At 72.6% G+C, this 25,159-nt stretch carries 27 protein-coding genes; 13 read left to right on the top strand and 14 right to left on the bottom strand.

Features of this window, described 5'->3' with window-relative positions; genetic code table 11:
- Nucleotides 1–2 precede the first annotated feature (2 nt).
- The 7 genes from AC1DPN_RS01590 (at nt 3) to AC1DPN_RS01560 (ending at nt 7,351) form a co-directional block, all read left to right on the top strand.
- Nucleotides 3–1,544, top strand: a complete 1,542-nt coding sequence (locus tag AC1DPN_RS01590) for an AtzH-like domain-containing protein (protein WP_477082968.1) — start codon at nt 3–5, stop codon at nt 1,542–1,544.
- A complete protein-coding gene (locus tag AC1DPN_RS01585) occupies nt 1,541–2,752 on the top strand; it encodes a pyridoxal-phosphate-dependent aminotransferase family protein (protein ID WP_477082967.1) in 1,212 nt (403 codons plus the stop codon). The genes AC1DPN_RS01590 and AC1DPN_RS01585 overlap by 4 nt, the downstream gene beginning before the upstream one ends.
- Entirely contained in the window at nt 2,752–4,005 is a 1,254-nt protein-coding gene (locus tag AC1DPN_RS01580) for an allantoate amidohydrolase (protein WP_477083832.1), read from the top strand. The genes AC1DPN_RS01585 and AC1DPN_RS01580 overlap by 1 nt, the downstream gene beginning before the upstream one ends.
- Nucleotides 4,006–4,089: 84 nt before the next feature.
- Nucleotides 4,090–4,842 carry an HAD-IIB family hydrolase gene (locus AC1DPN_RS01575; protein WP_477083831.1) on the top strand — a complete coding sequence of 251 codons (753 nt, stop codon included), beginning with the start codon at nt 4,090–4,092 and terminating at the stop codon, nt 4,840–4,842.
- The gene (locus AC1DPN_RS01570) at nt 4,839–5,396 is read left to right on the top strand and encodes an alpha/beta hydrolase family protein (protein WP_477082966.1); all 558 of its coding nucleotides are present in this window, start codon (nt 4,839–4,841) and stop codon (nt 5,394–5,396) included. The genes AC1DPN_RS01575 and AC1DPN_RS01570 overlap by 4 nt, the downstream gene beginning before the upstream one ends.
- A gap of 41 nt (nt 5,397–5,437) precedes the next feature.
- Nucleotides 5,438–6,109 carry a SanA/YdcF family protein gene (locus AC1DPN_RS01565; RefSeq protein ID WP_477082965.1) on the top strand — a complete coding sequence of 224 codons (672 nt, stop codon included), beginning with the start codon at nt 5,438–5,440 and terminating at the stop codon, nt 6,107–6,109.
- Between the two features lie 84 nt (nt 6,110–6,193).
- Nucleotides 6,194–7,351: a class I SAM-dependent methyltransferase gene (locus AC1DPN_RS01560; RefSeq protein ID WP_477082964.1), complete on the top strand. Its 1,158-nt coding sequence runs from the start codon at nt 6,194–6,196 to the stop codon at nt 7,349–7,351.
- Here the strand turns inward: AC1DPN_RS01560 and AC1DPN_RS01555 are convergent.
- Nucleotides 7,348–8,292 carry a LysR family transcriptional regulator gene (locus AC1DPN_RS01555; RefSeq protein WP_477082963.1) on the bottom strand — a complete coding sequence of 315 codons (945 nt, stop codon included), beginning with the start codon at nt 8,290–8,292 and terminating at the stop codon, nt 7,348–7,350. The two genes, AC1DPN_RS01560 and AC1DPN_RS01555, sit on opposite strands and share 4 nt — an antisense overlap.
- A gap of 107 nt (nt 8,293–8,399) precedes the next feature.
- On the opposite strand from AC1DPN_RS01555, the gene AC1DPN_RS01550 reads away from it, so the two are divergent.
- The 3 genes from AC1DPN_RS01550 to AC1DPN_RS01540 all read left to right on the top strand — a co-directional run bounded on the left by AC1DPN_RS01550 (nt 8,400) and on the right by AC1DPN_RS01540 (nt 12,676).
- Nucleotides 8,400–9,428 carry an aminotransferase class V-fold PLP-dependent enzyme gene (locus AC1DPN_RS01550; protein WP_477082962.1) on the top strand — a complete coding sequence of 343 codons (1,029 nt, stop codon included), beginning with the start codon at nt 8,400–8,402 and terminating at the stop codon, nt 9,426–9,428.
- 208 nt (nt 9,429–9,636) lie between these two features.
- Complete coding sequence (locus tag AC1DPN_RS01545; RefSeq protein ID WP_477082961.1) at nt 9,637–11,745, top strand: MMPL family transporter; 2,109 nt, start codon at nt 9,637–9,639, stop codon at nt 11,743–11,745.
- 70 nt (nt 11,746–11,815) lie between these two features.
- Nucleotides 11,816–12,676 (top strand): aldo/keto reductase, encoded by an 861-nt coding sequence (locus AC1DPN_RS01540; protein ID WP_477082960.1) that lies wholly within the window; start codon nt 11,816–11,818, stop codon nt 12,674–12,676.
- A 41-nt stretch (nt 12,677–12,717) separates the two neighbouring features.
- Here AC1DPN_RS01540 and AC1DPN_RS01535 read toward each other — a convergent pair whose 3' ends face one another.
- From AC1DPN_RS01535 to AC1DPN_RS01490, 10 genes are all read right to left on the bottom strand, one after another.
- A complete protein-coding gene (locus AC1DPN_RS01535; RefSeq protein WP_477082959.1) occupies nt 12,718–13,224 on the bottom strand; it encodes an O-acetyl-ADP-ribose deacetylase in 507 nt (168 codons plus the stop codon).
- 899 nt (nt 13,225–14,123) lie between these two features.
- Nucleotides 14,124–15,020, bottom strand: a complete 897-nt coding sequence (locus AC1DPN_RS01530; RefSeq protein ID WP_477082958.1) for an ABC transporter substrate-binding protein — start codon at nt 15,018–15,020, stop codon at nt 14,124–14,126.
- A 188-nt stretch (nt 15,021–15,208) separates the two neighbouring features.
- Nucleotides 15,209–15,640: a D-aminoacyl-tRNA deacylase gene (gene dtd / locus AC1DPN_RS01525; RefSeq protein ID WP_477082957.1), complete on the bottom strand. Its 432-nt coding sequence runs from the start codon at nt 15,638–15,640 to the stop codon at nt 15,209–15,211.
- Nucleotides 15,640–16,590, bottom strand: a complete 951-nt coding sequence (locus tag AC1DPN_RS01520; RefSeq protein WP_477082956.1) for an asparaginase — start codon at nt 16,588–16,590, stop codon at nt 15,640–15,642. The genes dtd and AC1DPN_RS01520 overlap by 1 nt, the downstream gene beginning before the upstream one ends.
- 2 nt (nt 16,591–16,592) lie before the next feature.
- Nucleotides 16,593–16,934, bottom strand: a complete 342-nt coding sequence (locus AC1DPN_RS01515) for a DUF2516 family protein (RefSeq protein ID WP_477082955.1) — start codon at nt 16,932–16,934, stop codon at nt 16,593–16,595.
- A 22-nt stretch (nt 16,935–16,956) separates the two neighbouring features.
- Nucleotides 16,957–17,370, bottom strand: a complete 414-nt coding sequence (locus tag AC1DPN_RS01510; RefSeq protein WP_477082954.1) for a type II toxin-antitoxin system VapC family toxin — start codon at nt 17,368–17,370, stop codon at nt 16,957–16,959.
- 10 nt (nt 17,371–17,380) lie between these two features.
- Entirely contained in the window at nt 17,381–17,635 is a 255-nt protein-coding gene (locus AC1DPN_RS01505) for a type II toxin-antitoxin system Phd/YefM family antitoxin (RefSeq protein WP_477082953.1), read from the bottom strand.
- A gap of 48 nt (nt 17,636–17,683) precedes the next feature.
- Nucleotides 17,684–18,793, bottom strand: a complete 1,110-nt coding sequence (locus AC1DPN_RS01500) for an FUSC family protein (protein WP_477082952.1) — start codon at nt 18,791–18,793, stop codon at nt 17,684–17,686.
- Nucleotides 18,790–19,980 carry a CAF17-like 4Fe-4S cluster assembly/insertion protein YgfZ gene (ygfZ, locus tag AC1DPN_RS01495; RefSeq protein ID WP_477083830.1) on the bottom strand — a complete coding sequence of 397 codons (1,191 nt, stop codon included), beginning with the start codon at nt 19,978–19,980 and terminating at the stop codon, nt 18,790–18,792. Before ygfZ ends, AC1DPN_RS01500 begins: the two co-directional genes overlap by 4 nt.
- A 2-nt stretch (nt 19,981–19,982) precedes the next feature.
- Entirely contained in the window at nt 19,983–20,582 is a 600-nt protein-coding gene (locus tag AC1DPN_RS01490; RefSeq protein WP_477082951.1) for a heme-binding beta-barrel domain-containing protein, read from the bottom strand.
- A gap of 185 nt (nt 20,583–20,767) precedes the next feature.
- Here AC1DPN_RS01490 and AC1DPN_RS01485 point away from each other — a divergent pair, with 185 nt between their 5' ends.
- The gene (locus AC1DPN_RS01485) at nt 20,768–21,139 is read left to right on the top strand and encodes a DsrE family protein (RefSeq protein ID WP_477082950.1); all 372 of its coding nucleotides are present in this window, start codon (nt 20,768–20,770) and stop codon (nt 21,137–21,139) included.
- Nucleotides 21,140–21,152: 13 nt separating this feature from the next.
- Here AC1DPN_RS01485 and AC1DPN_RS01480 read toward each other — a convergent pair whose 3' ends face one another.
- The 3 genes from AC1DPN_RS01480 to AC1DPN_RS01470 all read right to left on the bottom strand — a co-directional run bounded on the left by AC1DPN_RS01480 (nt 21,153) and on the right by AC1DPN_RS01470 (nt 22,941).
- Nucleotides 21,153–21,653, bottom strand: coding sequence for a DUF4395 domain-containing protein (locus AC1DPN_RS01480; protein ID WP_477082949.1), 501 nt, complete (start codon nt 21,651–21,653; stop codon nt 21,153–21,155).
- Between the two features lie 83 nt (nt 21,654–21,736).
- Nucleotides 21,737–22,204: a thioredoxin family protein gene (locus AC1DPN_RS01475; protein ID WP_477082948.1), complete on the bottom strand. Its 468-nt coding sequence runs from the start codon at nt 22,202–22,204 to the stop codon at nt 21,737–21,739.
- Between the two features lie 2 nt (nt 22,205–22,206).
- Nucleotides 22,207–22,941 carry a hypothetical protein gene (locus AC1DPN_RS01470; RefSeq protein WP_477082947.1) on the bottom strand — a complete coding sequence of 245 codons (735 nt, stop codon included), beginning with the start codon at nt 22,939–22,941 and terminating at the stop codon, nt 22,207–22,209.
- 217 nt (nt 22,942–23,158) lie between these two features.
- On the opposite strand from AC1DPN_RS01470, the gene AC1DPN_RS01465 reads away from it, so the two are divergent.
- Both AC1DPN_RS01465 and nhaA read left to right on the top strand, forming a co-directional pair.
- Nucleotides 23,159–23,887, top strand: a complete 729-nt coding sequence (locus AC1DPN_RS01465) for a winged helix-turn-helix transcriptional regulator (RefSeq protein ID WP_477082946.1) — start codon at nt 23,159–23,161, stop codon at nt 23,885–23,887.
- Nucleotides 23,888–23,896: 9 nt separating this feature from the next.
- A complete protein-coding gene (gene nhaA, locus AC1DPN_RS01460; protein ID WP_477082945.1) occupies nt 23,897–25,153 on the top strand; it encodes a Na+/H+ antiporter NhaA in 1,257 nt (418 codons plus the stop codon).
- Nucleotides 25,154–25,159 lie beyond the last annotated feature (6 nt).

The raw sequence follows: 25,159 nt of genomic DNA, 5'->3' as shown, positions 1-25,159 counted from the left end.
AGATGAGCGTTCCGGCAGAGCTCTGGGCCGCCTTCGAGGCGTACGAGACGGCGATCCTCGAGGACGACGTCGCGGTGCTCGACGACTCGTTCGCGCCCGGTCCGACGACGATGCGCGGCGATGCGGCGGGGCTGCTCGTGGGGCACGACGCGATCAGCGCGTTCCGCAGCGGCCGCGGCGGCGTCGCGCCGCGCACCCTGGACCGGGTCGAGACGCGACAGCTCGCCGACGGCTGCTGGCTGATCGTCGCGACCTCCCGCTACGTCGGCGGGGGAACCGGGCTGCAGACCCAGGTCTGGCAGCTGGCCGACGGGCGCTGGCGCATCACCGCGGCGCACGTGACCGGCCGGACCCGGAGCTTCGACACCTCGGTCTGGCGCACGGTCGGCGACCCGCTCTACCAAGGTGCGTTCGACGGGCCGCTGCTGGGGCTGCGCGTCGCGGTCAAGGACCTGTTCGCGATCAAGGGGTACCGGATCGGCGCCGGAAACCCGACCTGGCTGCACGACGCCCCCCGCGAGCGCCAGCACGCTCCCGTCGTGCTCGACCTGCTGCGAGGGGGTGCGTCCATCCGTGGCCTGGCGCGCACCGACGAGCTCGCCTACTCGGTGGCCGGTGCGAACGCCCACTACGGCACCCCGGTCAACGGAGCGGTCGCGGGCGCGCTGCCGGGCGGCTCGTCCAGCGGGCCGGCGACGGCCGTGGCCACGGGACAGGCCGACGTCGGGCTCGCCAGCGACACCGCGGGCTCGATCCGGGTCCCGGCCAGCTACCAGGGCCTGTGGGGGCTGCGCACGACGCACGGGCTCGTGCCCCGGCAGGGCATGCTCGCGCTCGCGCCGTCGTTCGACACGGTCGGCTGGCTGACGCGCGACGGTGCGACGCTCGAGTCAGTTGCGTCGTGGTGCCTGGAGTCCGCGGTCGACGAGCCCGCGGACACCGGCGAGCACGCCGAACCGGCGCTCCCCGACCTCCTCCGCGTCCCGCGCGAGGCTCTCGACGCAACGGAGCCCGCTACCCGCAGGGCGTTCGAGGCGTGGTGCGACGGCCGTCGCGTGGAGCTGGTCGACGTCGGCCCGCTCGCGGACTGGTACGAGGCGTTCCGCGTCGTGCAGGCGGCCGAGGCGTGGCGCGCGCACGGCCAGTGGGTCACCGAGCACCCCGGCGCGACGGGCCCGGACATCCGCGAACGGTTCGCGATGGCCGCGACGATCACGCCGGAGCGGGAGGCGGACGGTCGAGCCCAGGTCGCTCACCACGCCGCCGTCGTCCGCGCGCTCGTCGCCGACGCCGTCCTGGCGCTGCCGACGACCCCCGGACCGGCACCGGCCCGCAACGCCCCGCTCGACGACGTCCGCGCCGCGACGCTGCGCATGACGTCGTTGGCCGGCGTCGGCGGGCTGCCCGCGCTGAGCGTCCCGGCGCTGCGCGTCGACGGCCCGCTCGGCGTCGCGCCGGTCGGCGTCTGCCTCGTCGGACCCCGCGGGAGCGACCTGTCCCTGGTGCGCTACGCGCGCCGCCTCACGTCTGGAGAACTCGCATGACCCGCCCGGTGAACCCGCCGCCCCGTCTGCTCATGGGCCCCGGCCCGGTCAACGCCGACCCCCGCGTCCTGCGGGCGATGTCCACGCCGCTGATCGGCCAGTACGACCCGGTGATGACGGGGTACATGAACGAGACGCAGGCCCTGTACCGACAGGTGTTCGCGACGAGCAACGAGGCGACGCTGCTCGTCGACGGCACGTCGCGCGCGGGGATCGAGGCGGCGATCGTGTCGCTCGTCCGGCCCGGCGAGCGCGTCCTGGTCCCGGTGTTCGGGCGGTTCGGGCACCTGCTCGCCGAGATCGCGCTGCGCGCGCAGGCTGAGGTCCACACCATCGAGGTCGAGTGGGGGCAGGTGTTCACGCCGTCGGCGATCGAGGAGGCCATCACGAAGGTGAAGCCCCACCTGCTCGCCATCGTGCAGGGCGACACGTCGACCACCATGAACCAGCCGCTCGACGAGCTGGGTGCCATCTGCGCCAAGCACGGCGTCCTGTTCTACACGGACGCGACGGCGTCGCTCGGCGGCAACCCGTTCGAGATGGACGCCTGGGGCCTCGACGCCGCGACCGCCGGACTGCAGAAGTGCCTGTCAGGCCCGTCGGGCAGCGCCCCGATCAGCCTGTCCTCGAAGGCGGTGGACGTGATCCGCGGCCGCCGACGGATCGAGGCGGGCATCCGCGAGGAGTCCGACGAGGACTCGGGCGAACCCGTGCACTCCAACTACTTCGACCTCGGCATGATCCTCGACTACTGGGGACCGCGGCGGCTCAACCACCACACCGAGGCGACGACGATGCTCTACGGCGCCTACGAGTGCGCCCGAGTGATCCTCGAGGAAGGCCGGCAGGACGTGATCGACCGGCACGAGCGCGCGGGCCGCGCGATGCTGGCCGGCGCTCAGGGGCTGGGTCTGTCGGTGTTCGGGTCTCTCGAGCACAAGATGAACAACGTCGTCGCCGTCTACATCCCGGACGTCGTCGAGGGCGACGCCGTGCGCGCCGACATGCTGAACGACTTCAGCATCGAGATCGGGACGTCGTTCGGGCCGCTGCACGGTCGCGTGTGGCGCATCGGGACCATGGGCACCAACGCGCGCCTCGACACGGTTCTCACCACCCTCGCCGCCCTGGAGCAGGTGCTGAGGCGACACGGAGCGTCCGTGCCCGTCGGCGGAGGGGTCGACGCGGCGTACGAGGCGTGGGGCTGATGGTCGAGGAGGCGCTGTTCAGTGAGGCTGCCCGCCGGATCATGGCCCGGTGCGACGAGCTCGCGCGGTACTCGTCGATGGAGGGCGGGATCGAGCGCGTCTACCTGTCGCCCGAGCACGCGCGCGTGAACCGTCTCGCGTCCCGCTGGATGCGTGAGGTCGGGCTCGACACGTGGCAGGACGAGGCCGGGAACCTCAACGGGCACCTGGACGGGAAGGACCCCGAGGCGCCGTCGCTGCTGCTCGGGTCACACCTGGACAGCGTGCGCGACGCCGGCCGGTACGACGGGATCCTCGGCGTACTCATGGCGATCGAGGTGGTGCGGATCCTCAAGCCGCGGGCGTCCTCCTTGCGGTTCGGGCTCGACGTCGTCGCGTTCTGGGACGAGGAGGGTGCCCGCTTCGGGACCGCCCTGCTGGGCAGCTCCGCGATGGCCGGGCAGTGGAACCCCGCGTGGTGGGACCTGACCGACGAGCACGGCACGACCCTGAAGAGCGCGTTCCGGGAGTTCGGCCTCGACCCGGGGCGGGTGGGAGCCGCGGCCCGGCGCCCCGAGAGCCTCGCCGGGTACCTGGAGGCGCACATCGAGCAGGGCCCCGACCTCGACCGCGCCAACGCTCCCCTCGGCGTCGTGACCTCGATCGCGAGCGCGCGACGGTTCTCGGTCCAGATCCTCGGCGAGGCCCGCCACGCGGGCGGCACACGCTACGAGGACCGGCACGACGCGCTGCTCGGCGCGTCGGAGGCGACCCTGGCCGTCGAGCGGCTCTGCCGGGCGGAGCACCACATCGTCGGCACCGTCGGCCGTCTGGAGACCTTCCCGGGCGCGGTCAACGTGGTGCCGGGGGAGGCCAGGCTGACGGTCGACCTGCGCGGCGAGCACGACGACGACCGCGACCGCGTCTGGGCCGACATCGCCCGCGAGATCGACCAGATCACCGGGCGCCGCGGCCTGACGTGGTCGTCGCGCCAGATCCACGAGGCACCTGCCGTGTGGTGCGACGGGCTTCTGCAGGACGTCGTCCGCGCCGGGATCGAGGACCTCGGAGCCGGCGAGGCCCCGACCATGTTCAGCCGCGCCGGCCACGACGCCATGGCGATCGGGGCGGTCACGGGCGTCGGCATGCTCTTCCTGCGCAACCCCGACGGCATCAGCCACCACCCCGACGAGTCGGTGAGCCTCGCGGACGTCGAGACCGGCCTGCGGGCCATGACGGCGACCGTCGAGCACCTGGCCCGTGAGGCCGCCTGAGAGGATCGTCCCGTGACCTCAACCCTCGTCGACGCTCCGCCCCTCTTCGACCACGTCCCCGACATCCGGCTGATCGCCGTCGACATGGACGGGACGCTGCTCGACGACGACAAGCAGATCCACGACGAGTTCTGGCCGTTGCTCGACGAGCTGGACAGCCGCGGGATCGTCCTGTGCCCCGCGAGCGGTCGTCAGTACGCCTCGCTGCGCCGCCAGATCGGCCGTGCGGAGCTCGTGTACATCGCGGAGAACGGCGCGTACGTCATGCGCGACGACGTGGAGCTGAGCTCGGAGACGCTCGAGCTCGACACCGCCCACGACGTCATCCAGGTCCTGCGGGACGCGCACCACCTGGACGTCGGCACCGTCCTGTGCGGCAAGCGCTCCGCCTACGTCGAGCGATCCGACGAGGCGTTCCTCGCGCAGGTCCGCCCGTACTACGCGGTGTTCGAGGTCGTCGACGACCTGCTCGCCGTCGACGACGACATCCTCAAGGTCGCGATCCACGACTTCGGCCAGGTCGCCGAGGGTGCCGGGCCGCTGCTGCAACGGTTCCCCGGAGCGGTCGTGTCCGGCGAGCACTGGGTCGACGTGATGAACCCGGTCGCCGACAAGGGCCTCGCGCTGCGGCACGTGCAGGACACGCTCGGCGTGACCCGCGAGCAGACGATGGCGTTCGGTGACTACTTCAACGATGTCGGCCTGCTCGACGCGTCGGAGTGGTCCTTCGCGATGGACAACGCACACCCCGAGGTCCGGGCGCACGCGCGGTTCGTCGCACCGGCGAACACCGCCAACGGCGTGGTGCGCACGATCCGGTCCGTCCTGGGCCTGTGACCGTCGCCGGCCTGCTCCTGACCCCGGGCGCGAGCGCGGGTCGGGACAGTCCGCCCCTGGTGGCCGTCGAGGCGGCCGTCGCGCCGCTGCCGGTGCTGCGCGTCGAGTTCCCGAACCGCGCCGCGGGCAGCCGCGCACCGGAACGCGCGCCGGTCGCGATCGCGCACGTGCGGTCGACGGCGGACGCGATGGCCGAGGCGCTGGGCGCCGCCGCGGACCAGCTCGTCCTGGGCGGCCGGTCGTTCGGCGGGCGGATGTGCTCGATGGCGGTCGCTCAGGGACAACCGGCCGCCGGGCTCGTCCTGCTGTCCTACCCGCTGCACCCGCCTGGCCGGCCCGACCGGCTGCGCATCGAGCACCTCCCCGACATCCGGGTTCCCGTCCTCGCGGTCTCGGGCGAGCGCGATCCCTTCGGCACGCCCGACGAGCTCCGGACGCATCTCTCCGTCATCGCTGGGCCGGTCACGACGGTGTTCGTCCCCGGGACCCACACCCCGTCGAACAACGGAGCCGTCGCTCAGGTGGTCCGGGAGTGGCTCGCCACGATCGGCTGATTCCCGCCCGCGGCACGGTCACGACGCCCTACGCTCCCCGGATGACGACGACGCGCTGGTGGACACGACGCCGCGTCGTCTGGATCTCGCTCGGCGCGCTGGCCCTCGTGCTCGTCGCGCCCCTGCTGTGGGTGCAGGGCCTCGGCCAGGTGAAGGTGCGCTCCGCCGCGGCCATACCGCCGACCCCGGTCGCGCTCGTCCTCGGCGCGGGCCTCAAGCGCGACGGCACCCCGTCGGTGTTCCTGGAGCGTCGGCTCGAGGCCGCCCGCAGCCTGTACGAGCAGGGCGCCGTCGCGGTGATCTTGGTCAGTGGCGACCACGGCACGGTGAGCCATGACGAGCCGACCGCGATGCAGGACTGGCTCGTGAGCAACGGCGTCCCGCTCGACAAGATCGTCCGCGACCACGCCGGCTTCGACACGCACGACTCCTGCGTGCGGGCGCACGACGTGTTCGGGGTGCGCGACGCGGTCGTCGTGACGCAGGACTACCACCTGCGAAGGGCGCTCTTCTCGTGCGACCTGGCCGGCATCGACGTGGTCGGCGTCGGGGTGTCGTCGGACAGCGTCCAGCCGAGGCAGGCGGTGCTCTGGCGCCTGCGCGAGGTGCCCGCGTCGTGGCGGGCCGCCTGGGATGCGGTCACCCGACGGTCGGCCGTCTACCCAGGCCCGACGGAGACCTCCGTGCAGGACGCGCTCGCCTCCGCACCCTGACGTCGAGGGGGCTGCCGTCGGATACGGTCGGTCGATCCGCCGGCCTCGGCGGACACGGACGAGAACCGACGGAGATCGCAGCCCATGCCGGAGTTCACGCTCGACGCACTGCGGCGCTGGCCCGACGTCGAGGGCCCGGACCTGGTGGCCGTGGACGCGACCGACCGTCTCGTGCTCGACGAGGCCGCGGCCGCGCTCGCCGAGGCGGCCCCCGGCCAGGTCGTCACCGTCGGTGACCGGTACGGGGCGCTCACTCTGGGCGCGGTCGCCCTGCACGGCGCGCAGGACGTGCGCAGCCACCAGGACCTCCGCTCCGCCGAGCGGGCGCTCGCCGCGAACGCGGAACGGTGCGGGCTCTCGGGGACCTACACGTCCGGCCCCCTCGACGCGACGACGCTCGGCGGCGCTCGGCTCGTCCTGCTGCAGCTCCCCCGGTCGCTCGACGCGCTCGACGAGATCGCCGAGCTCGTCGCCACGCACGCCGACCCGGACGTGGTGCTCGTCGCGGGCGGTCGCATCAAGCACATGACCTTGGCGATGAACGACGTGCTGGCGCGGTGGTTCACGGTCGTCGAGCCGCGTCTCGCCCGGCAGAAGTCACGGGTGCTCGTGGCGTCGCGGCCGGTCGCCGCCGACGACCGGCCCTCGACCGCGTGGCCGGCGCAGCAACGGCACGACGACATCCTCCTGCTCGACGGCGCTCCCCTGACCGTGTGCGCGCACGGCGCAGCCTTCGCCGGCACCCGCATCGACGTCGGTACCCGGTTGCTGCTCGCCGCGCTCGACCGTGCCGCACCGGACGCGACGACGGCCGTCGACCTCGGCTGCGGCACCGGCGTCCTCGCGACCGTCCTCGCCGCCCGCCGGCCCGGCATCCGGGTGATCGCGACGGACGACTCGGCGTCGGCTGCCGCATCTGCCGCGGCGACGGCTCGCGCGAACGGCGTGGACGACCGCGTCCGAGCGGACCAGGACGACGCCGCCGCCTCGCTGGCCGACGCGAGCGTGGACCTGGTCGTGCTGAACCCGCCGTTCCACGTCGGCGCGGGCGTGCACACCGGCGTGGCCCACAAGCTGTTCGACGCTGCCGCGCGCGTGCTGCGTCCGGGCGGCGAGCTGTGGACGGTCTTCAACTCGCACCTGCAGTACCGGACCGCGCTCGAACGCACGGTCGGCCCGACCCGGCAGGTCATGCGCGACCCGAAGTTCACGGTCACGGTCTCGACGCGCCGCGCCGGCTAGGACCTCGCCGACGCCTCGATCGCGTCGATCGTCGCCGCGACCGCGGGGACGCGCAGCAGGTCAGGGGTGGTGACCACGTGCACCCGGCGCGCGGACGTCCCTGCCGCGCGGCGCATGACGACCCCCGGTTGTCGCTGCGCGGTCGGGCGGACCATCTCCGGCAGCAGCGCGACGCCCAGTCCGGCCGCGACGAGGTTCAGCACCGCGACGTAGTCGTCCGTGGCGTAGGCGATGGCCGGGTCGAACCCCGCCCGCTCGGCCGACGCGAGCAGGTGCCGGCGGCAGCGGGGGCAGCCGGCGATCCACGCGTCGCCCGCGAGCTCGGCCAGGTCGAGGCGGTCCTGCGCGGCGGCCGGATGGTCGGCGGGAAGCGCGACCATCGTCGCGTCGTCGACGAGGTGGCGCGTCACGAGACCGGCGAGGTCGTCGTCGGAGCCGTAGGAGAACGCCAGCGCGACGTCCGCCGACCCGGCCCGGAGCGCCTGCAGGGCCTCAGGCGGCTCGGCCTCCTCGAGCGTGATCGTCAGCCCGCGGTGACGCTGCCGCAGGTCCACGAGCGCCGCCGGGACGATCGCGGCGGACGCCGACGGGAAGGCCACGAGCCGAACGCGCCCGGACCGCAGCCCCGCAAGCGCGGAGATCTCGGCGTCCGCCGCCCGCAGCGCGGCTGCGACCGTCGACCCGTGCCGTGCGAGGACCTCGCCCGCCTCGGTCAGCCGGAACGTGCGGCCCGACCGGTCGAGCAGTGACGTCCCGAGCCGACGCTCCAACCGATGCACGTGCTGGCTCACCGCGGGCTGGCTGTATCCGAGCAGCGCGGCCGCGCCGGTGATCGTCCCGGCGTCGGCGATGGCCCGCAGCATCCGCAACGACGCCACGTCCAGCCCGGCGACGACAGTGTCCGAGGCCGCCGGCGCCGCGGGTACTGCCTGCTCGGACATCGCCGGTGCATGGGTGTGAGGCACAGGGTCAGTATCACCGCTGGTTATGGAGAGCGGCAACAGGTTGCCGTTGTGTGATGGCCGCATCGCCGGGCAGCATCGACCGCATGGACGATCTGCGTACCGCCTTCGACCCCGTGCGGGGCTATCTCGACGCGGCGACGTGCGGCCTACCGGCCCGGGCGACGGTCGAGGCGCTGCGCGACGGTCTCGACACCTGGCAGGCAGGCAAGGCAGACCTGGCGGTCTACGACGAGGCGGTGGCACGGAGCCGGGCCGCCTACGCGCGGATCGTCGGGGTCGACCAGAGCGCGGTCGCGATCGGGTCGCAGGCGAGCGTCCAGATCGGCATCGTCGCCGCGAGCCTGCCCGACGGAGCCGAGGTGCTCGCCGTCGAGGGCGACTTCACGTCGGTGACGTTCCCGTTCGAGGTGCACGCGGACCGCGGCGTCACCGTGCGCTACGTCCCGCTCGACCGGCTCGCCGACGAGGTCCGCGACACCACCGACGTCGTCGCCTACTCGCTGGTGCAGTCCCGCGACGGGCGCGTCGCGCCGGACCAGGTCCGCGTGGCCGCGGCGGCGCACGGCGCCCGCACCGTCTGCGACGTCACTCAGGCCGCCGGATGGCTACCGGTCGACGCGTCGGCCTACGACGTCACGGTCTGCGCCGCCTACAAGTGGCTCTCCGCACCACGCGGCGCCGCGTTCCTGACTGTGCGGCCCGACGCCGACCTGCGCCCGACCGGAGCCGGCTGGTACGCGGGCCAGGACGTCTGGGGCAGCGTCTACGGCCCGGCCATGCGGCTCGCCGACGACGCCCGCCGGTTCGACGTCTCGCCCTCCTGGCTGAGCTGGGTCGGCGCAGCACCGGTCCTCGAGGCGTTCGCGGCGGCGGACCTGTCGGCCGTGCACGCGTACGACGTCGGGCTGGCCAACGCGTTCCGCGCGGGTGTCGGCCTCGAACCGTCCGACAGCGCGATCGTCCGGCTTCCCGACGACGCCGCCGGCACCCGGCGGAACCGCCTCGCCGACCACGGCTGCCGCACCGCCGGACGCGGGGGCGGCGTGCGGCTCGCTTTCCACCTGTGGAACGACGCGGAGGACGTCTCGCGGGCGGTCGCGGCCTGTTCCTGAGAGTCCCCTGAGGGAGGACTCTCGAAAACTGAGTGCTTCCTAGGGGCTCCCTGAGAGAACATTCGGGGGTATCCCCTATATCCCTGGTCGGGGAAACGGCGGAATCCTAGTTCCACACACACCACGGCCCAGTTTCCGCGACGAGGTATCACCGTCGGTCTGGCCGCACCCTCCAAGTCGACGCCGACACCTCTGCAGGAGTACACCCATGGCTCACGTCGCCGGTTGGATCACCCACCGCTACGTCAAGTTCTTGATCATCGCCTTCTGGCTCGTGGTCGTCGCTGTGCTCGGCCCGCTCGCGGGCAAGCTCACCGACGCACAGAGCAACGACGCGAAGTCCTGGCTGCCGCAGAGCGCCGAGTCGACCCAGGTCCTCGACGTCGCGACCGGGTTCGTCTCGTCCAACACGATCCCCGCAGTCATCGTCTACCAGCGTGACGGCGGGCTCACCGAGGCCGACATGGCGGTCGTGGCCGCCGACGCCGAGGAGTTCGGCACGCTCGACACGCTGGACGGAGCGGTCGTCGGGCCGGTCCCGTCCGAGGACGGCGAGGCCGCCCAGATCATCGTCCCGCTCGACCTCGGCAGCGACGGCTGGAACCTGGCCGCCGACGCCGTCGTCGACCTGCGCGCCACCGCGGAGGACGGCGCCGACGGGATGAGCGTCTACATCACCGGGCCTGCGGGCGCGGCCGCGGACTCGTCCGCGGCGTTCGAGGGTCTGGACAGCACGCTGCTGTTCTCGGCCGCCGGCGTGGTCATCATCATCCTGCTGCTCACCTACCGCAGCCCGATCCTGTGGCTCCTGCCCGTCATCTCCGCGGGCGTCGCGCTGACCGTCTCGCAGGCCGTCATCTACCTGCTGGCCGACAACGCGGGCCTGACCGTGAACGCGCAGAGCGCGGGCATCCTCACCGTCCTCGTGTTCGGCGCCGGGACCGACTACGCGCTGCTGCTCACCGCCCGATATCGAGAAGAGCTGCGCAAGCACGGCGACCGGCACGAGGCGATGGCGCTCGCCCTGCACCGCGCCAGCCCGGCGATCATCGCGAGCGGCGCCACCGTCGCGATCTCGATGCTCGTGCTGCTCTTCGCCTCGATCGCGTCCACCGCGGGCCTCGGTCCGGTCGCTGCCATCGGCATCGTCGTCGCCGTGATCGTCATGCTGACGCTCCTGCCCGCGCTGCTCGTCACGTGCGGTCGCTGGGTGTTCTGGCCGCGTGCGCCGAAGCTCGGTGACGCGGAGCCGTCGGAGCACGGCTTCTGGTCCCGCGTCGGGACGCGCATCGAGCGCCGCCCGCGCCGCACCTGGGTCGTCACGTCGCTCGCCCTGCTCATCGCGGGCTTCGGCGTCGTCGCACTCAACGCGACCGGCCTGAGCAACGAGGGGTCGTTCACCTCCGAGCAGCCGTCGATCGAGGGCGAGAAGGTCCTCGCGGCGCACTTCCCGGGCGGCGCCGGTGCACCGGTGGTGGTCATCGCGAACACCGACCAGGCATCCGACGTGGTCGGCGTCTTCGCGGACGTCGAGGGCATCGACACGGCCAGCGTCCAGCCGCTGGGCGACAAGGACGGCGTCACCTACATCGAGGGCACGCTGACCTCCGCTCCCGACAGCCAGGACGCGTACAACACCGTCGACCGGGTCCGGGACGCGGTGCATGCCGTGCCCGATGCCGACGCCCTCGTCGGCGGCACCAGCGCCATCACGCTCGACGTGCAGCGCGCCGCCGTGGCCGACAACAAGCTGATCATCCCGCTCATCCTGCTGGTGGTCTTCGTGGTCCTGATGATCCTGCTGCGAGCCGTCCTCGGGCCGCTGGTGCTCATCGGCACGGTCGTGCTGTCGTTCGCGGCGGCCATCGGTATCAGTGCGCTCTTCTTCAAGTACGTGTTCGGGTACGAGGGCGCAGACACAGCCTTCCCGCTGTTCGTCTTCGTCTTCCTGGTGGCCCTGGGGATCGACTACAACATCTTCCTCATGACGAGAGTCCGGGAAGAGACCATCAGGATCGGTCACCACCGCGGCTCGCTGGTCGCCCTGGCGGCAACCGGTGGCGTCATCACCTCGGCCGGCCTGGTGCTCGCCGGAACGTTCGCGGTCCTCGGCACTCTGCCCCTGGTCGCGTTCGCCGAGATCGGGTTCGCCGTGGCGCTCGGCGTCCTGCTCGACACCCTGATCGTCCGGTCCGTGCTGGTCACGGCGCTGAACCTCGACATCGGCAAGATGATGTGGTGGCCCAGCGCCCTGGCCCGCAAGCCCGACCCGACTCCCGCGGTCGAGGCCGAGCAGCAGTCGGTCCCGGTCGCCTGAGAAAGCTGATCCGGCGCGGTCCGCACCTGGAGGGGATGCGGACCGCGCCGGATCCGTCTGTGATGGGTACATGCACACACGCACCCTCGGAGACGTGAAGGTCAGCGCCATCGGACTCGGCGGCATGCCGATGTCGATCGAAGGCCGACCCGACCGCGAACGCTCGCTCGCCACCATCCACGCCGCCCTCGACGCCGGCGTCACGTTCATCGACACCGCCGACGCGTACCACCTGCACGCCGACGACGTGGGGCACAACGAGTCCCTCATCGCCGAAGGTCTGAGGACCTGGGGCGGCGACGCGTCGGGCGTGCTCGTCGCGACGAAGGGCGGTCACCTGCGCCCGGGCGACGGCTCGTGGACCGTCGACGGCTCCCCGCAGCACCTGCGGCAGGCGGTCGACGGCTCGCTGCAGCGCCTCGGTGTCGACGCCATCGGGCTCTACCAGTTCCACCGCCCGGACCCGCGCGTCCCGTACGCCGAGTCGGTCGGCGTGCTGGCCGAGCTGCTGGACGCCGGCAAGATCCGCCTCGCGGGCATCTCCAACGCGAACCCCGACCAGATCCGGCTCGCGCAGGAGGTGCTCGGAGGCCGCCTGGTCTCGGTGCAGAACCAGTACTCGCCCGCATTCCGCTCGTCGCAGCCCGAGCTCGACCTGTGCGCCGAGCTCGGTCTGGCCTTCCTGCCCTGGAGCCCGCTCGGCGGGATCGCGCGCGCGGGTGCCCTCGGGTCGCGCTTCGACACCTTCCAGACCGTGGCGACGAACCATCACGTGAGCCCGCAGCAGGTGGCCCTGGCCTGGGAGCTGGCACAGGCGCCCGTCGTCATCCCGATCCCGGGCGCCTCGCGTCCGTCGTCGATCCAGGACTCCGTGCTGGCCGCCGACCTGATCCTCGCGCCGGAGGAGCTGACGGCCCTCGACGCGGCCTGACCACCGCGGGCGGCCACCGCGGGTCGGTCACCGCGAGCCGGTCACCCCAGCACGGCCTCGAACGCGGTCAGCGCTGGGCCGGAGAAGAGCACGAACCGCACCAGCTCGACGCTCGTCGGCGTCGCGCGCGTCGTCGAGACGGCGATCCGCGCGACGTCGTCGACCGACCAGCCGTACACCCCCGCGCTCACGGCGGGGAAGGCGACGCTCGTGGCACCGATCTCGTCCGCGACCCCCATCGCCCGTGCGAAGCACGACGCCAGCAGCGCCGGATCGGTCTGGCCACGGTGGCGGTTGGGCCCGACGGTGTGGATCACCCAGCGCGCCGGCAGACGGAACCCTGCGGTCACGACCGCCTCCCCGACCGGCAGTCCGTCGGGCAGCACCGTGCGCCGCAGCTCCTGGCACGCCACCAGCAGCTCGGGTCCGGCGGCCGCGTGGATCGCACCATCGACCCCGCCCCCGCCCAGCAGGCCGGAGTTCGCGGCGTTGACGATCGCGTCGACGTCCTGCGTCGTGATGTCACCCTGGACGGCCTCGATCCGCATGCACCTATTCAAGGCCTGGGCGGCCGGACGGCAACTCCGGGCGGTGCGCAAGGCAAAGGCCCCTCGGACGCTTACTCCGAGGGGCCTTCACCTGCTCCGAGGGTACCGGGGGGCACGCGGCGGACGGGTGAACGCCACACCCTTCATCCACACATTTTGTCCACAGGCCTGTGTTAACAGCACGTTTCCGCAGGTCGCCCTGTGGATGACCCTGTGGGGTCAACGGTGGATAAAGAAACCCTCCGGAAGCCCTTGCGGGGGGTTGAAGCGCAGGACTAGAAATCTCACATCGAGGTCGACAGATCGAGATCCGCAGGCGAAGGGCCCCCTCCGGGGAGCAGAAGCCGGCAGGTGACGGAACCCCTCCGGGGGCCCACGGAACCGGCCGACGGAGCACACCGGACGGACCAGAACCTCAGGCGTCGGAGCCCTCTCGAGGGCACCGGAGCCCGGCGGCGAAGGAACCCCCTCGGGGGCGACTTGGGCGGCGGTGACAGGCAGTCGAGCTCGGGCCGGCCGGAGAACGGGCGACCACATCGGAGGGGCAACCCGACGACTCGCGTATGACGACGCGAGGGTCGCTACGGACCGGGCGGTGGATCGTAGTCGTCCCGCCCACGGCGGGTCGCCAGCTTGAGTGCCCCTCCGGGGGAGCGCGAGCAGGTGACGCACCGGGTGTCGGGACGTAGCCACATCGTCGGCGTGGCGCCAGTTCCCGGTTCGCCGGGGACGGACGGCCTGCGGTTCACGGAGGGGCCCCTCGGACGCTTACTCCGAGGGGCCCTTCTTCATGTCCGGCATCGAGGTCCGACATCGAGAGGTCCGGCATCGAGAAAGGGCCCCTCGGACGCATGCTCCGAGAGGCCCTCTTCACGTCCGGCGTCGCGCCGGCAGGGATGTCAGTCGATCGCCGGGTTGATCTCGGCGGTGGTGACAGCACCGGCCTGGACGCCCCAGCCGGTGAGGATCCGGCCGTAGTCGCCGCTAGTGATGAGCTTCTGCACGGCCTGCTGGACCGCGCTCGTGAGCGCGGGGGCGTCCTTCGAGACGACGATCCCCTGCGGGGCGCTCGCGAACACGTCGCCCAGCTGCTCGAGCTGGCCCGCCTCCTCCAGGATCGCGTGGGCGATGATCGGAGAGTCCGCGTACATGAGGTCCGCCTTCCCGTCGATGAGCGTCGCCGTCACGTCCGTCTGCTTGGCCAACGACACCGGCGTGATCGCGTTCTTGCCGGCTGCCGTGCACTCGCCCGAGAGGGTGGCGAGCTCCTCCTCCTCGATCGTGCCCGTCTGGACGCCCACCGTCAGGCCGCACAGGTCGGAGCCCGAGATCTGCTTCGGATTCCCCTTCTCGACGGCGAAGGCCTCGCCGGCCTGGAAGTACTGGACCATGTTGGCCTCGGCCAGGCGCTCGGCGTTGATGGTGAACGACGAGATCCCGAGGTCGTACGTCGACCCGGTCTCCGGGATGATGGCGCCGAAGTCGGCGGGCTGGATGTCCGCCTCCAGGCCGAGCACGACGGCGATGGCGCGCGCGATGTCCACGTCGTACCCGGCCGGCACGCCGAACTCGTCGATGTACTCGGCCGGGGCGTAGGACGTGTCGGAGCCGACGACGAGCTTGCCGCTGCTCGCGACCGCTTCGGGAACGAGGGCTGCGATGGCGGGGTCCTTCTCCAGGGCGCTCGGGCCGAACGATCCGGCGTCATCGGGCGACAGCTCAAGATGCGAGCCCCCGCCGGCATCGCTGCACGCGGTGAGGAGAAGGAGGGCGCCCACGGCAACTGCAGCGGACATGGGGACGAGACGAGAACGACGCACGGGTCTTCCTCCTGTTGCGGCGAACGCGCGCCGTTGTGAGATGCAATGGTCGACCGCGGCCACCGCGCGCTCACAAGGTGAAGCGCTACACGACAGCGATGGCGAATGCTAAGGCCCGATGGCCCTACCGCAGCGGATGAAAATCCTCCGGGCCCAGCGCCAGGTCAGGCGTTCGACTCCAGCAGGATCGTCACCGGACCGTCATTGACCAGGTCAACGGCCATGTCGGCACCGAACACCCCGGTCGCTACCTCGAGCCCGCGCTCACGGAGAGCGGCCACGACCGCTACCACTAATGGCTCAGCGACGGCAGCCGGCGCAGCCGCGTTCCACGTGGGTCGACGGCCCTTGCGGGTGTCGCCGTACAGCGTGAACTGGCTGACGACGAGGACCGGTGCACCGACGTCGACGGCTGACTGCTCGTCGCGCAGGATGCGCAGCTCGGCGATCTTGCGTGCGATCAGCTCGACCTGGGCCGGCCCGTCCCCGGGCGTCACACCGACGAGCGCGAGCAGTCCCGGACGGTCGATCGCACCGACGACGATCCCGTCGACGGTCACGGACGCGCGGGTCACGCGCTGGACGACGGCTCGCATCAGAAGGCGGCCACGACCTCGCCGACGGGGACGCCGTGCCCGAGCACGGGCGTGAGCCCGACTGCCTCGACGAGTGCGCGGTCCACTCCCGCGGCGGCGAGCGACGCGGCGAGCACGGCAGGTCGGGGGCGCGCGGAGCCGTCGAGCACCTTGAAGGCCACCGACGAGCCGTCGGGCAGGCCGGCCGCGTAGATCCCGTCGGCACCGTCCTTGGCCACCAGACCCGGGACCGCCTCCATGAAGCGGGTGGCGTCGCGTCCGGTCCCCGCGACGTGCCACGGGTGGCCGGACATGGCCCGTGCGACCCGGGCCTCAGGTCCCTCCGAGGCCGAGGCGACAGCCCCGAAGGACCGCGCCAGCCCGGTCAGCGTCGTCGAGAACAGCGGTGCGCCGCAGCCGTCGACCGTGACGTGCTCGGCCTCGACGCCGGTCAGGTCCTCGACCGTCGAGCGGATGGCTACCTGCAGAGGGTGCGCAGCGTCGAGGTAGTCGAGCGACCACCCGTTCTGGGTACAGGTCGCGAGCATCCCGGCGTGCTTGCCCGAGCAGTTCTGGGTGATCGGCTCCGTGCCGTGCCCGTCGCTGCGCCACTCGAAGGCGGCGTCCGGGTCCAGGGGCCAGTCGGGGGTGTTGCGCAGATCGTCGGCGCCCAGGCCCGCGAGCGACAGCAGGGTCCGGACGACGGCCAGGTGCCCTCCCTCGCCGTTGTGGCTCGCGCACACGAGCGCCAGCAGCGCGCGGTCGACGTCGAGCCCGCTGCGCAGCATCGCTACTGCCTGCAACGGCTTGAGCGAGGACCGCGCCCAGATCGTGACGGACGGGTCGCCGAGCTCGAGCCGAACCGAGCCGTCGGGCGCGAGCACGACGAGGTGCCCCAGGTGGACCGACTCGACCAGACCCCCGCGCAGCACCCGCGCGAGCGGGACGGCCGCGGTGGCGACGTCGCGCACGGTCACCAGCCGCCGGACGGACGGCTCGGGCCGCCACCGCCTCCACGACGACCGGAGTAGGGCGCGACCGCGGGCTTCACGTCGACCAGGTAGACCACCGCGGCGACCGCGGACAGCAGGGCCAGGAAGCTCGGGAACGGCAGGTTGAGCGGGTACGGCAGCGAGATGAACGCGACGACGACCGCGGTCGTGAGGATGAGCGCCCACTTCGTCTTGGTCAGCTTGCCGGCCGAGGTGAACGCGCTCGTGGGTCGCCGGGACAGGTCGATCAGCGCCCACGCCGCGATCGCGAGGATCGCGAAATAGAACGCAAAGAACAGGAACAGCTGGATGGTGGCGATCACGAGGTGAGCCTACGAGACGCCGTCACGGAACGACCCGCAATCCCTCGGCCCGGGCCGCGGCGGCGAGGTGCGCGTCCCACACGGCGACCACCAGGTCGGGCGAGCGCAGCTCGAGCGCGGAGGCGAGGTGCAGGGCGTCGGCGGCGCGCAGCGGGTGCTGGTCGACGAGCTGGGCGGCCGTCGCCGTCACCGATGCACCGAGCTCGAGGACGTGCAGCCCCGGCCAGAGACGGTCCCACTCGGCAGTCGCCCCGCCGTCGTCGTCGAGCCGGCCCGCCCGACGGCCACCCGCGAGCGCGGCGCGCACCTCGGCATCGGACAGGCGCGACGTCACGACGAGGTCGGCGCCGTCCCACAGGGCCGCGACGAGCGCGGAACCGGGCTCGTCGACCACGAGCTTCACCAGTGCGCTGGTGTCCAGATAGACGATCGCCATCAGGAGCCCGTCAGCGCCGCAGCCGGCGCACGAGGTCGGAGACCCCGCCCTTCGCCGGGGCGCCGGGGCGGGCCGGGGGGCGTGGTGCGGTCGCCGGCGTGAGCAGGCCGTCGTGCTCCAGACGCGCCAGCAGGTCCGCCGACTCGATGCCGCTGAGCCGGGCGACGGGGATCCCACGTTCTGTGATCACCACGTCCTCGCCCGCACGCGCGGCCTCGATCCATTGCTTGAGCTCTGCGCGCAGCGCGCTGACCGAGACGTCCACACGGCGACCGTACCGAACACCGAGGCCAGCGTGGGTGCGAGCAGCAGGTCAGATCTCCGGGAGGGCGTCGCGTGCGACCTGCGGCTCGATGCCGGCCGCCTCCGCGAGGTCCACCACGAGCGACCGCTGGAGCAGGACCAGGCTCTGGACCTGGAAGTCCTCGAGCGCGAACGGATCGAGCTCGGCCAGGACGGCGAGCAGCGTGGCGCGCGCCCTGACGGGCTCGCGGCCGGACCCGAGCGCCGCGGACAGCTCGGCCGTCGCGCTGGCCATCGCCTCGACGTGCGCCGTGACCTCCGTGAGGTCGTGCGTCCCCGCCTCGACCGCCGCGAGCGAGCGGCGCACCAGCACACGCGCGTTGCGCATCGCCCGGTCGACCAGCACGGCCGACCGCTCCAGCCCGGCGAGCTCCTCGCGGTGGTGGCGGATCGTCGGCGACACGCGCGCCAGCTCGCCGGCGTTGCGAGCCGTCTCGGACCACTCGTCGAGCGCGGGCTGCGACGCCCGGGCCCGCACCAGGGCGTCCTCGACGTCGTCGCCCGACCCGGTACGAAGCCCGCGGGCGAACAGGTTGAGGACGCCGACGAGCTCGTCGCACGCGGCCTGGGCGAGTGCACGTGGCCGGCGACGGGGATCGCGCGGAGTCAGCAGCGCCACCGCGAGCGCCACCGCACCACCGACGGCCGCGTCGATCCACCGTCCGAGCGGGCCCCCTGTTGCCGAGACGACCGGCAGCCCGACGATGACGAGCGCCTGGACGCCGGCCTGGGTCGTGAGCATCGGGCCGCGGTCGATGAACCGGGCGATCGTCGCGGCGAGGAACAGGACGACCGCGACCTGCCACACGCCGTTGCCGATGAGGTGCACCAGCAGGTCACCGAGCGCGACCCCGATCGCGACGCCGACGGCCAGCTCGGCCACCTTGCGCACCGACCGGTCGGCGGTGAAACCGAGGGCCACCCATGCACTGACCGGAGCGAAGAACGGGTAGGGATGGCCGACGACGAACTTCGCGATGCCGAACGCGATCGCGGCCGCCACCGACGCCTGCAGGATCGGAAACCAGGCGGCGTGCACGCGGGAGAGGCCCTGCCGGACGCGGGAGTCCAGGACCAGGCGCACGTTGCGCCGCGCCGGAGCGGCCGGCTCGGCCGTCACAGCATCGGGTGGTGCCCCAGCCCGCGGGCCACGGGTCCACGGGGCGCCGGCCGGTCGGTCGAGACACCCTCGCCCGGCACGATCGCCTCCTGGTTGACCGCCACGGCGCCGCCGTCGCTCTCGACGACGAGCTCGGCGTCGACCGGCGTCGACCGCTTCACCACGGCGAGCGCGACGGGACCCAGCTCGTGGTGGCGCGCGACGGTGGTCACCTGCCCGACGGGCCGCCCCGGCTCCTGCGACGTCTCGGTGCGGACCACGTCGTGCACCTGCGCGCCGACCTCGGGCAGCACGTGACCCGAGCCGTCCAGGTGCAGCATCACGATCCGCCGCGGCGGACGCCCCAGATTGTGGACGCGCGCGACCGTCTCCTGCCCGCGGTAGCAGCCCTTGTGCAGGTGCACCGCGGTGCGCAGCCAGTCGAGCTCGTGCGGGATCGTGCGGTGGTCGACCTCGTGGGACGCCCTCGGACGCCACGCCTCGACGCGCATCGCCTCGCTGGCCCACGTGCCGACGAGCGGCCAGCCCGCCGCCTCACGCGCCCGGACCTCCTCGACGAGGCGGTCGCGCGGGACCAGGACGAGCCGCCAGTCGCGGTCCGCCCCGGGGTGCTCGTCGTCGGCCGGTCCGTACCGCGTCCCGCCCGGCGCGGTGGTCGGCCACGGGTCGCGCCAGGTCACCGGCTCCTCGGGCGTCCCCTCGGCGTCGACAGGTTCGCCGATCGCTGCCCAGTCGTCGGTGACGTCCGCGATCTCGACCTGGAGCATGAACTTCATGCGGTTCAGCCAGGCGGCGAGCGCGATCGGCGTCTCGGTCAGCAACCACGTCGTCGCACCGTCGTCGACGACGCCGGCCGCGTGCTCGACGTGGCCCTGCGGGCTGAGCACGAGCAGCTCGGTGCTCGTCCGAGGCGGCAAGGCGGTCAGCTCCTGCGACGTGATCGAGTTCAGCCAGCTGAGCCGGTCGGGGCCGCTGACCGTGACGACGCCGAGGTACGACTGGTCGACGACCGCACCGCCTCGGCTCAGGGCACGCTGCTCGGCGGTCGGGTCGCCGTAGTGCCAGGCGACGCCGTCGTCGGGACCCGACGCCCGAACCGCTCCGCGGCGGTTCAGCAGAGGACTGGCGTGTCGCGGCGGCTCCCCGTGGCGCTCGACGGCCTGGGCTGCGTCTACCTCTGCGGGCACGGTCACGATGCTTCCTCGTCTGCTTCTAGGGCCTCGACCCGGGCGAGCCGGCCCGAGGCGTACGACTGCATCGGTTGCCCGAAGGCCGCGATGTCGTGCGCCCACATGAGCTCGCCGTTGACCAGCCCGTACAGCCGCTTCTCCGCGCTGACGTCCGCGCCGCTGGCCGCGCGCGCGATCACGTCGCTCACCAGGTCGATGCGTCCCTTGCCGACCGCCCCGACGAACAGGCCCACGTGCCCCGACGGGTCGGCCACGAGCACCTCGACAGGGTGCTGCTCGTCGGTCAGCCCGTGGTCGGTGGGGCGCTCGGGCGGCACCCGCCAGTAGCCGGACTCGGTCTGCCAGACGGGACCGTCGGGGATGTCCGCACCCGGGTCGACCAGCGCCGACGGATCCGCGGGCGCCTCGACGAGCCGGATCGTGGACGTGTACGCCAGGTACGGGCCGCCGTCGTGGTCGAAGACGATCTCCTGGGTGAAGGACGCCTCGTCGATACCGGGGTAGTCCACGACTCCCTCGCCACGCCAGGCGCCCAGCAGCCAGGCGAGCGGGTACACCTCGGGCGCCAGGCCCTCGGGGTCGGGCAGGACGAACGGCATCTCAGAGCCTCCCGGTCACGAGCGGACGCAGGACTGCGTCAGCTCTGACCCTTGTAGAGCCGGTAGACGACGAGCATCGCGATCCCGCCGATCGCCAGCGTTGCCGCGACCAGCAGGCCGATGAAGACTCCCTCGAGCGCAGTCATGCACCGATCCTAACGAGCGCATCCCCCTAACCTGTTCCGGTGACCACCCCTGCGCGCTCTCTCGTGATCAAGACCACGTCCGGCACCGACCGCCCGGAAGCCACCAACCAGGCGTTCACCGTCGCGGCCGCGGCGGTCGCCGCAGGAGCGACGGTCAGCCTCTGGCTCACCGGCGAGTCCGCGTGGTTCGCGCTGCCGGGACGCGCCGACGACCTGGTCCTCGAGCACGCCACACCGCTCGCCGAGCTGCTGGACCTGGTGCTCGCCGAGGGCTCGGTCACCGTGTGCACGCAGTGCGCAGCCCGCCGCGCGATCGGCCCGACCGACGTCCTGCCCGGCATCCGCGTCGCGGGCGCGGCGGTCTTCGTCGAGGAGGCTCTCGCCCCGGACGCCCAGGCGCTCGTCTACTGAGGCGTCAGCCCGTTCAGGCAGCCGTCGCGCGGCCCGCGCGCAGCCGGACGCCCAGCAGGTAGAGCTCGCAGCCGAGGCACAGGCCGAAGACCGCGTTGAGGAACGCGGCGATCAGCGCGAACGCGGCGGCCACAGGGACGGCGGCGCTCACGCCGAGCAGGCCGAGGACGAGCCCCGCGCCGGTGATGATCAGGCCGACGAGCTGCGCGAACGTCGGCGGGCGCGGGTCCTCGAGCTCGGTGGGCGGGGCGAGGCGCGGGCGGACGACCTTGCGGAACACCCAGCCCTGCCAGGTGTGCCCGACACCCCGGAAGGTGCCGATCGCGAAGCTGACGACGATGACGGCGAGCACCGCGGTCGCGGCGGCGGGCCAGGCGCCGAGCAGCAGGACGGCGGCGAGCAGGACGAGGTTGATCCATGCGCCGAACCGCGGGCCGCGGGGATCGATCCCGGCGGGGGCGGACGACGTGGGGGTGGACGCAGCAGGGGCAGACGCAGGGGCGGACTCAGACATCGGGACTCCAGGCAGGGGGCGGGACGCGGGGGCACGGGGCCGGGGCCGACGCAGCCCTGGCGACCACCCTCGCGGGCGCGACCTCAGGGAGCGGAGACCCCGCCCGGACACGCCTCGAGCGCGCTGAGCGCGTGCCGACGGTCCGTCGCACCGGACAGACGACCGACCACGACGCCGCGGGCGTCGAGCAGGAGGATCGTCGGGGTGCGCATGATGGAGAAGCGTCGCACGAGGTCGAGGTGCTCCACCACGTCCATCTCGACGTGTGAGAGGTCTCCCGACTCGGAGACGAGCTGCCCGAGCACCGCGGCGGTCCGTCGGCAGGGCGTGCAGACCTCGCTCGAGAACTGCACGAAGGTTGCTCGACGGCCGAGCGGGGCACCGATCTCGGCGGCCGTCAGCCGGAGGTGGTCGCCCACGTCAGGCTCGTCGGCGGCCTGCTCGAGCACGCTGGCGGCCACCGGCGTGTACCGACCGTTGCGCGAACGCCACCAGAACCCGATGCCGGTGGCGACAGCGAGCAGGGCCAGGACGACCAGGACGTTGCGCACGCTCACCTCACCAGGACGCGACCGATGACGTACACAAGTGTCCCCGTCACGGTCACCGGGAGCGTGACCGCGGCCAGCGACGGCCAGGCCCGCTCCAGCGACGGGAGCTCGTCGAAGAGCACGTGCAGCGTGGCGACGAGGACGCCGACGGCGAGTCCGAGCACCAGCGCCGGCACGACGTCGATGTCCGGCAGGATCGCGCCGCCGAGGGCACCCGCGAGTGCCGCGGCGACGCTCGTGACGACAGCCCCGAGCCAGGTGGCGAGGTGCAGCGCGACGACGGCCGAGCCGACCGCGAGCGCGAGCGCGCCGACCACGACGAGCGGCTCCCCGCCCGGAGTGTTGCCGGTGGCCACCCAGCCCGCCGCGGCGACCGCGACCAGGGTCCCGGTGACGGTGCCCGACACCGACTCGACGAGGCGCTCACGCCCGTCGCGCCGTACCAGCTCGTTCACGAAGGACAGGAGGATCGCGGCGGCGAACACGACCGGCAGGAAGCGCAGGTACGGCTGGTCCTCGGTCAGGTGGACGACGACGACGGCACCGATCCCGCCGACAGCCACCACGACGGTCGAGCCGATCCGGAACGGCAGACCGACCAGGGACGGCCAGCCGAGCGCGAATGCGAGCGCCAGCAGGGCGGCGGTGATCGTGAGGGGAAGTCCGCCGAGATAGCCGGCAACAGCGACGGCGGCGGCGAGCGCGGCCGTGACGACGGCGCGGGTAGCGAGCTGCACGCCTACCGTCCTGCGTCCGGGGTCACCACGGGCGCGGACGCGGGACGGACACGGAGCGATGGCAGGAGCACGCCGCCGATTGTCGCATCTCGCGCCAGTTTCCCCGGCGTTACGGCGGGGTCCCCACCATCGGGTGAGGTCAGCGGGCGACCAACGGACGCAACCTGCACGGAACACGCGATACCGTGTGCCCCACTCGCACGCAGGGAGGTAGGACGTGGCGGATCTGTTGCTGCTCACTCCGGCGTCGGGGGGCTCCGCCCAGGTGCTCCCGGCTCTCGGACTGCTTTCCCACCGCGTTCGCGTCCTGCCGGTCGAACCGTCGGCACTCGTGGACGCACCCGACGCCGACATCGTCGTGCTCGACGCGCGCCGTGACCTGGTCACCGCGCGGACCACGTGCCGGCTGCTCCGCGCCACGGGCCTCACGGTGCCGCTGGTGCTCGTCCTGACCGAGGGCGGCCTGACGGTGGTCACCGCGGAGTGGGGCGCCGACGACATCATCCTCGAGACCGCCAACCCCGCCGAGGTCGAGACGCGCTTCCGCCTCGTCATGGAGCGTGCCGCGACCGCGGGCTACGACGACGCACCGCAGGAGATCTCCTCCGGCGAGCTCACGATCGACGCCGGCGGGTACACCGCCCGCCTGCGCGGCCGACCGCTCGACCTCACCTACAAGGAGTTCGAGCTCCTGAAGTACCTGGTGCAGCACCCGGGTCGCGTGTTCACGCGTGCCCAGCTGCTGCAGGAGGTCTGGGGCTACGACTACTACGGAGGCACCCGGACGGTCGACGTGCACGTGCGGCGCCTGCGCGCCAAGCTCGGCCCGGAGCACGAGCAGCTGATCGGGACCGTGCGCAACGTCGGCTACCGCTTCGACCCGCCGAAGGACCGCCGCGGTGGCGTCGACGGCCGCACCGAGGTCCCCGAGCCCGCCGACGCCTGAGGAGGCCGCGTGGCCAGCCGGCTGTTCTCGTCCCTGTCCCCCGGCTCCGAACGCAACCTTCTGGACACGCTCCGCGAAGAGCGCGTGGGTGGCACGCTCCTGCTCGCAGGTACGGTCGTCGCCCTGCTCTGGGCCAACATCTGGCCCGACGCGTACGAGACCGTCTCCGACACGGTCGTCGGTCCGGCGGCGCTGCACCTCGACCTCACCCTCGCGACGTGGGCGACCGACGGCCTTCTCGCGATCTTCTTCTTCGTCGTCGGGCTCGAGCTGAAGCGCGAGATCGTCGCGGGCGAGCTGCGCGTGCTGAAGACGGCCGTCGTGCCGATCGTCGCGGCAATCGGCGGCATGCTCGTGCCGGCCGCTCTGTACCTGGCCGTGAACCTCACCGCCGACGGCGGCGTCCCGAAGGGCTGGGCCGTCCCGACGGCGACGGACATCGCGTTCGCCGTCTCGGTGCTGGCCATCGTCGGGCGGAGCCTGCCGAACGCGCTGCGCGCCTTCCTGCTCACCCTGGCGGTCGTCGACGACCTGCTGGCCATCCTCGTCATCGGGGTCGTCTACACCGAGTCCGTTCACGTGGTCTGGCTGGGCGTCGGGGCGGTCGTCGTGGTCCTGTTCGCGCTCGCGATCCGGCGTGGGTGGATCAGCGGCTGGCTGCTCATCCCGCTCGGGCTCGCCGCCTGGGCTGCCGTGCACGCGTCCGGCGTGCACGCCACGATCGCCGGCGTCGCCCTGGGGCTCGTCGTACCCGGCACGGCGCTCGCCACGCAGCGAGCACTCCGGCTGCCCGACGAGCCGGCCGAGTCGCTCGCGGAGCGGTGGGAGCACTCGTGGCGACCGGTGTCCGCCGGAGTGGCCGTGCCGGTGTTCGCGCTCTTCGCCGCGGGCGTGACCTTGAGCAGCGGCTCGCTGTCGAGCGCGTTCTCGGACCCGGTGGCACAGGGCGTCGCGCTCGGGCTCGTCGTCGGCAAGCCGCTCGGCATCTTCGGGGCGACCTGGCTGGTCGCCAGGTTCACGCACGCGTCGCTGGCACCCGGCCTGCACTGGGGTGACGTCGGCGCCGTCGGACTGCTGGGCGGGATCGGGTTCACCGTCTCGCTCCTCGTCGGCGAGCTCGCGTTCGGTCCGGGCAGCGCGCATGACGAGCACGTCGTCGTCTCGATCATCGCCGCCTCGGCCGTCGCCGCCGTGCTCGGCGCCCTCGCGCTCATGCAGCGGGACCGCTTCCACGCCCGAGAGTCACGAATCGCGTCGGGCGGGTAGGTTCGC

It is taken from the genome of Cellulomonas sp. P4_H4, assembly GCF_056400865.1.
The sequence above is the reverse complement of the archived record's forward strand: the minus strand, read 5'-3'. Positions and strand labels throughout refer to the sequence as shown.

Excerpts from the sequence above, each read along its gene's own strand:
- dtd (WP_477082957.1), bottom strand. The coding sequence starts at position 15,640 with ATGCGAGCCGTCGTCCAGCGCGTGACCCGCGCGTCCGTGACCGTCGAC.
- AC1DPN_RS01565 (WP_477082965.1), top strand. The coding sequence starts at position 5,438 with ATGACGACGACGCGCTGGTGGACACGACGCCGCGTCGTCTGGATCTCG.
- AC1DPN_RS01560 (WP_477082964.1), top strand. The coding sequence starts at position 6,194 with ATGCCGGAGTTCACGCTCGACGCACTGCGGCGCTGGCCCGACGTCGAG.
- AC1DPN_RS01575 (WP_477083831.1), top strand. The coding sequence starts at position 4,090 with ATGGACGGGACGCTGCTCGACGACGACAAGCAGATCCACGACGAGTTC.
- AC1DPN_RS01585 (WP_477082967.1), top strand. The coding sequence starts at position 1,541 with ATGACCCGCCCGGTGAACCCGCCGCCCCGTCTGCTCATGGGCCCCGGC.
- AC1DPN_RS01510 (WP_477082954.1), bottom strand. The coding sequence starts at position 17,370 with ATGGCGATCGTCTATCTGGACACCAGCGCACTGGTGAAGCTCGTGGTC.
- AC1DPN_RS01480 (WP_477082949.1), bottom strand. The coding sequence starts at position 21,653 with ATGTCTGAGTCCGCCCCTGCGTCTGCCCCTGCTGCGTCCACCCCCACG.
- AC1DPN_RS01550 (WP_477082962.1), top strand. The coding sequence starts at position 8,400 with ATGGACGATCTGCGTACCGCCTTCGACCCCGTGCGGGGCTATCTCGAC.
- AC1DPN_RS01490 (WP_477082951.1), bottom strand. The coding sequence starts at position 20,582 with ATGCCGTTCGTCCTGCCCGACCCCGAGGGCCTGGCGCCCGAGGTGTAC.
- AC1DPN_RS01580 (WP_477083832.1), top strand. The coding sequence starts at position 2,752 with ATGGTCGAGGAGGCGCTGTTCAGTGAGGCTGCCCGCCGGATCATGGCC.
- AC1DPN_RS01590 (WP_477082968.1), top strand. The coding sequence starts at position 3 with ATGAGCGTTCCGGCAGAGCTCTGGGCCGCCTTCGAGGCGTACGAGACG.
- AC1DPN_RS01535 (WP_477082959.1), bottom strand. The coding sequence starts at position 13,224 with ATGCGGATCGAGGCCGTCCAGGGTGACATCACGACGCAGGACGTCGAC.
- AC1DPN_RS01555 (WP_477082963.1), bottom strand. The coding sequence starts at position 8,292 with ATGTCCGAGCAGGCAGTACCCGCGGCGCCGGCGGCCTCGGACACTGTC.
- AC1DPN_RS01530 (WP_477082958.1), bottom strand. The coding sequence starts at position 15,020 with ATGTCCGCTGCAGTTGCCGTGGGCGCCCTCCTTCTCCTCACCGCGTGC.
- AC1DPN_RS01540 (WP_477082960.1), top strand. The coding sequence starts at position 11,816 with ATGCACACACGCACCCTCGGAGACGTGAAGGTCAGCGCCATCGGACTC.
- AC1DPN_RS01545 (WP_477082961.1), top strand. The coding sequence starts at position 9,637 with ATGGCTCACGTCGCCGGTTGGATCACCCACCGCTACGTCAAGTTCTTG.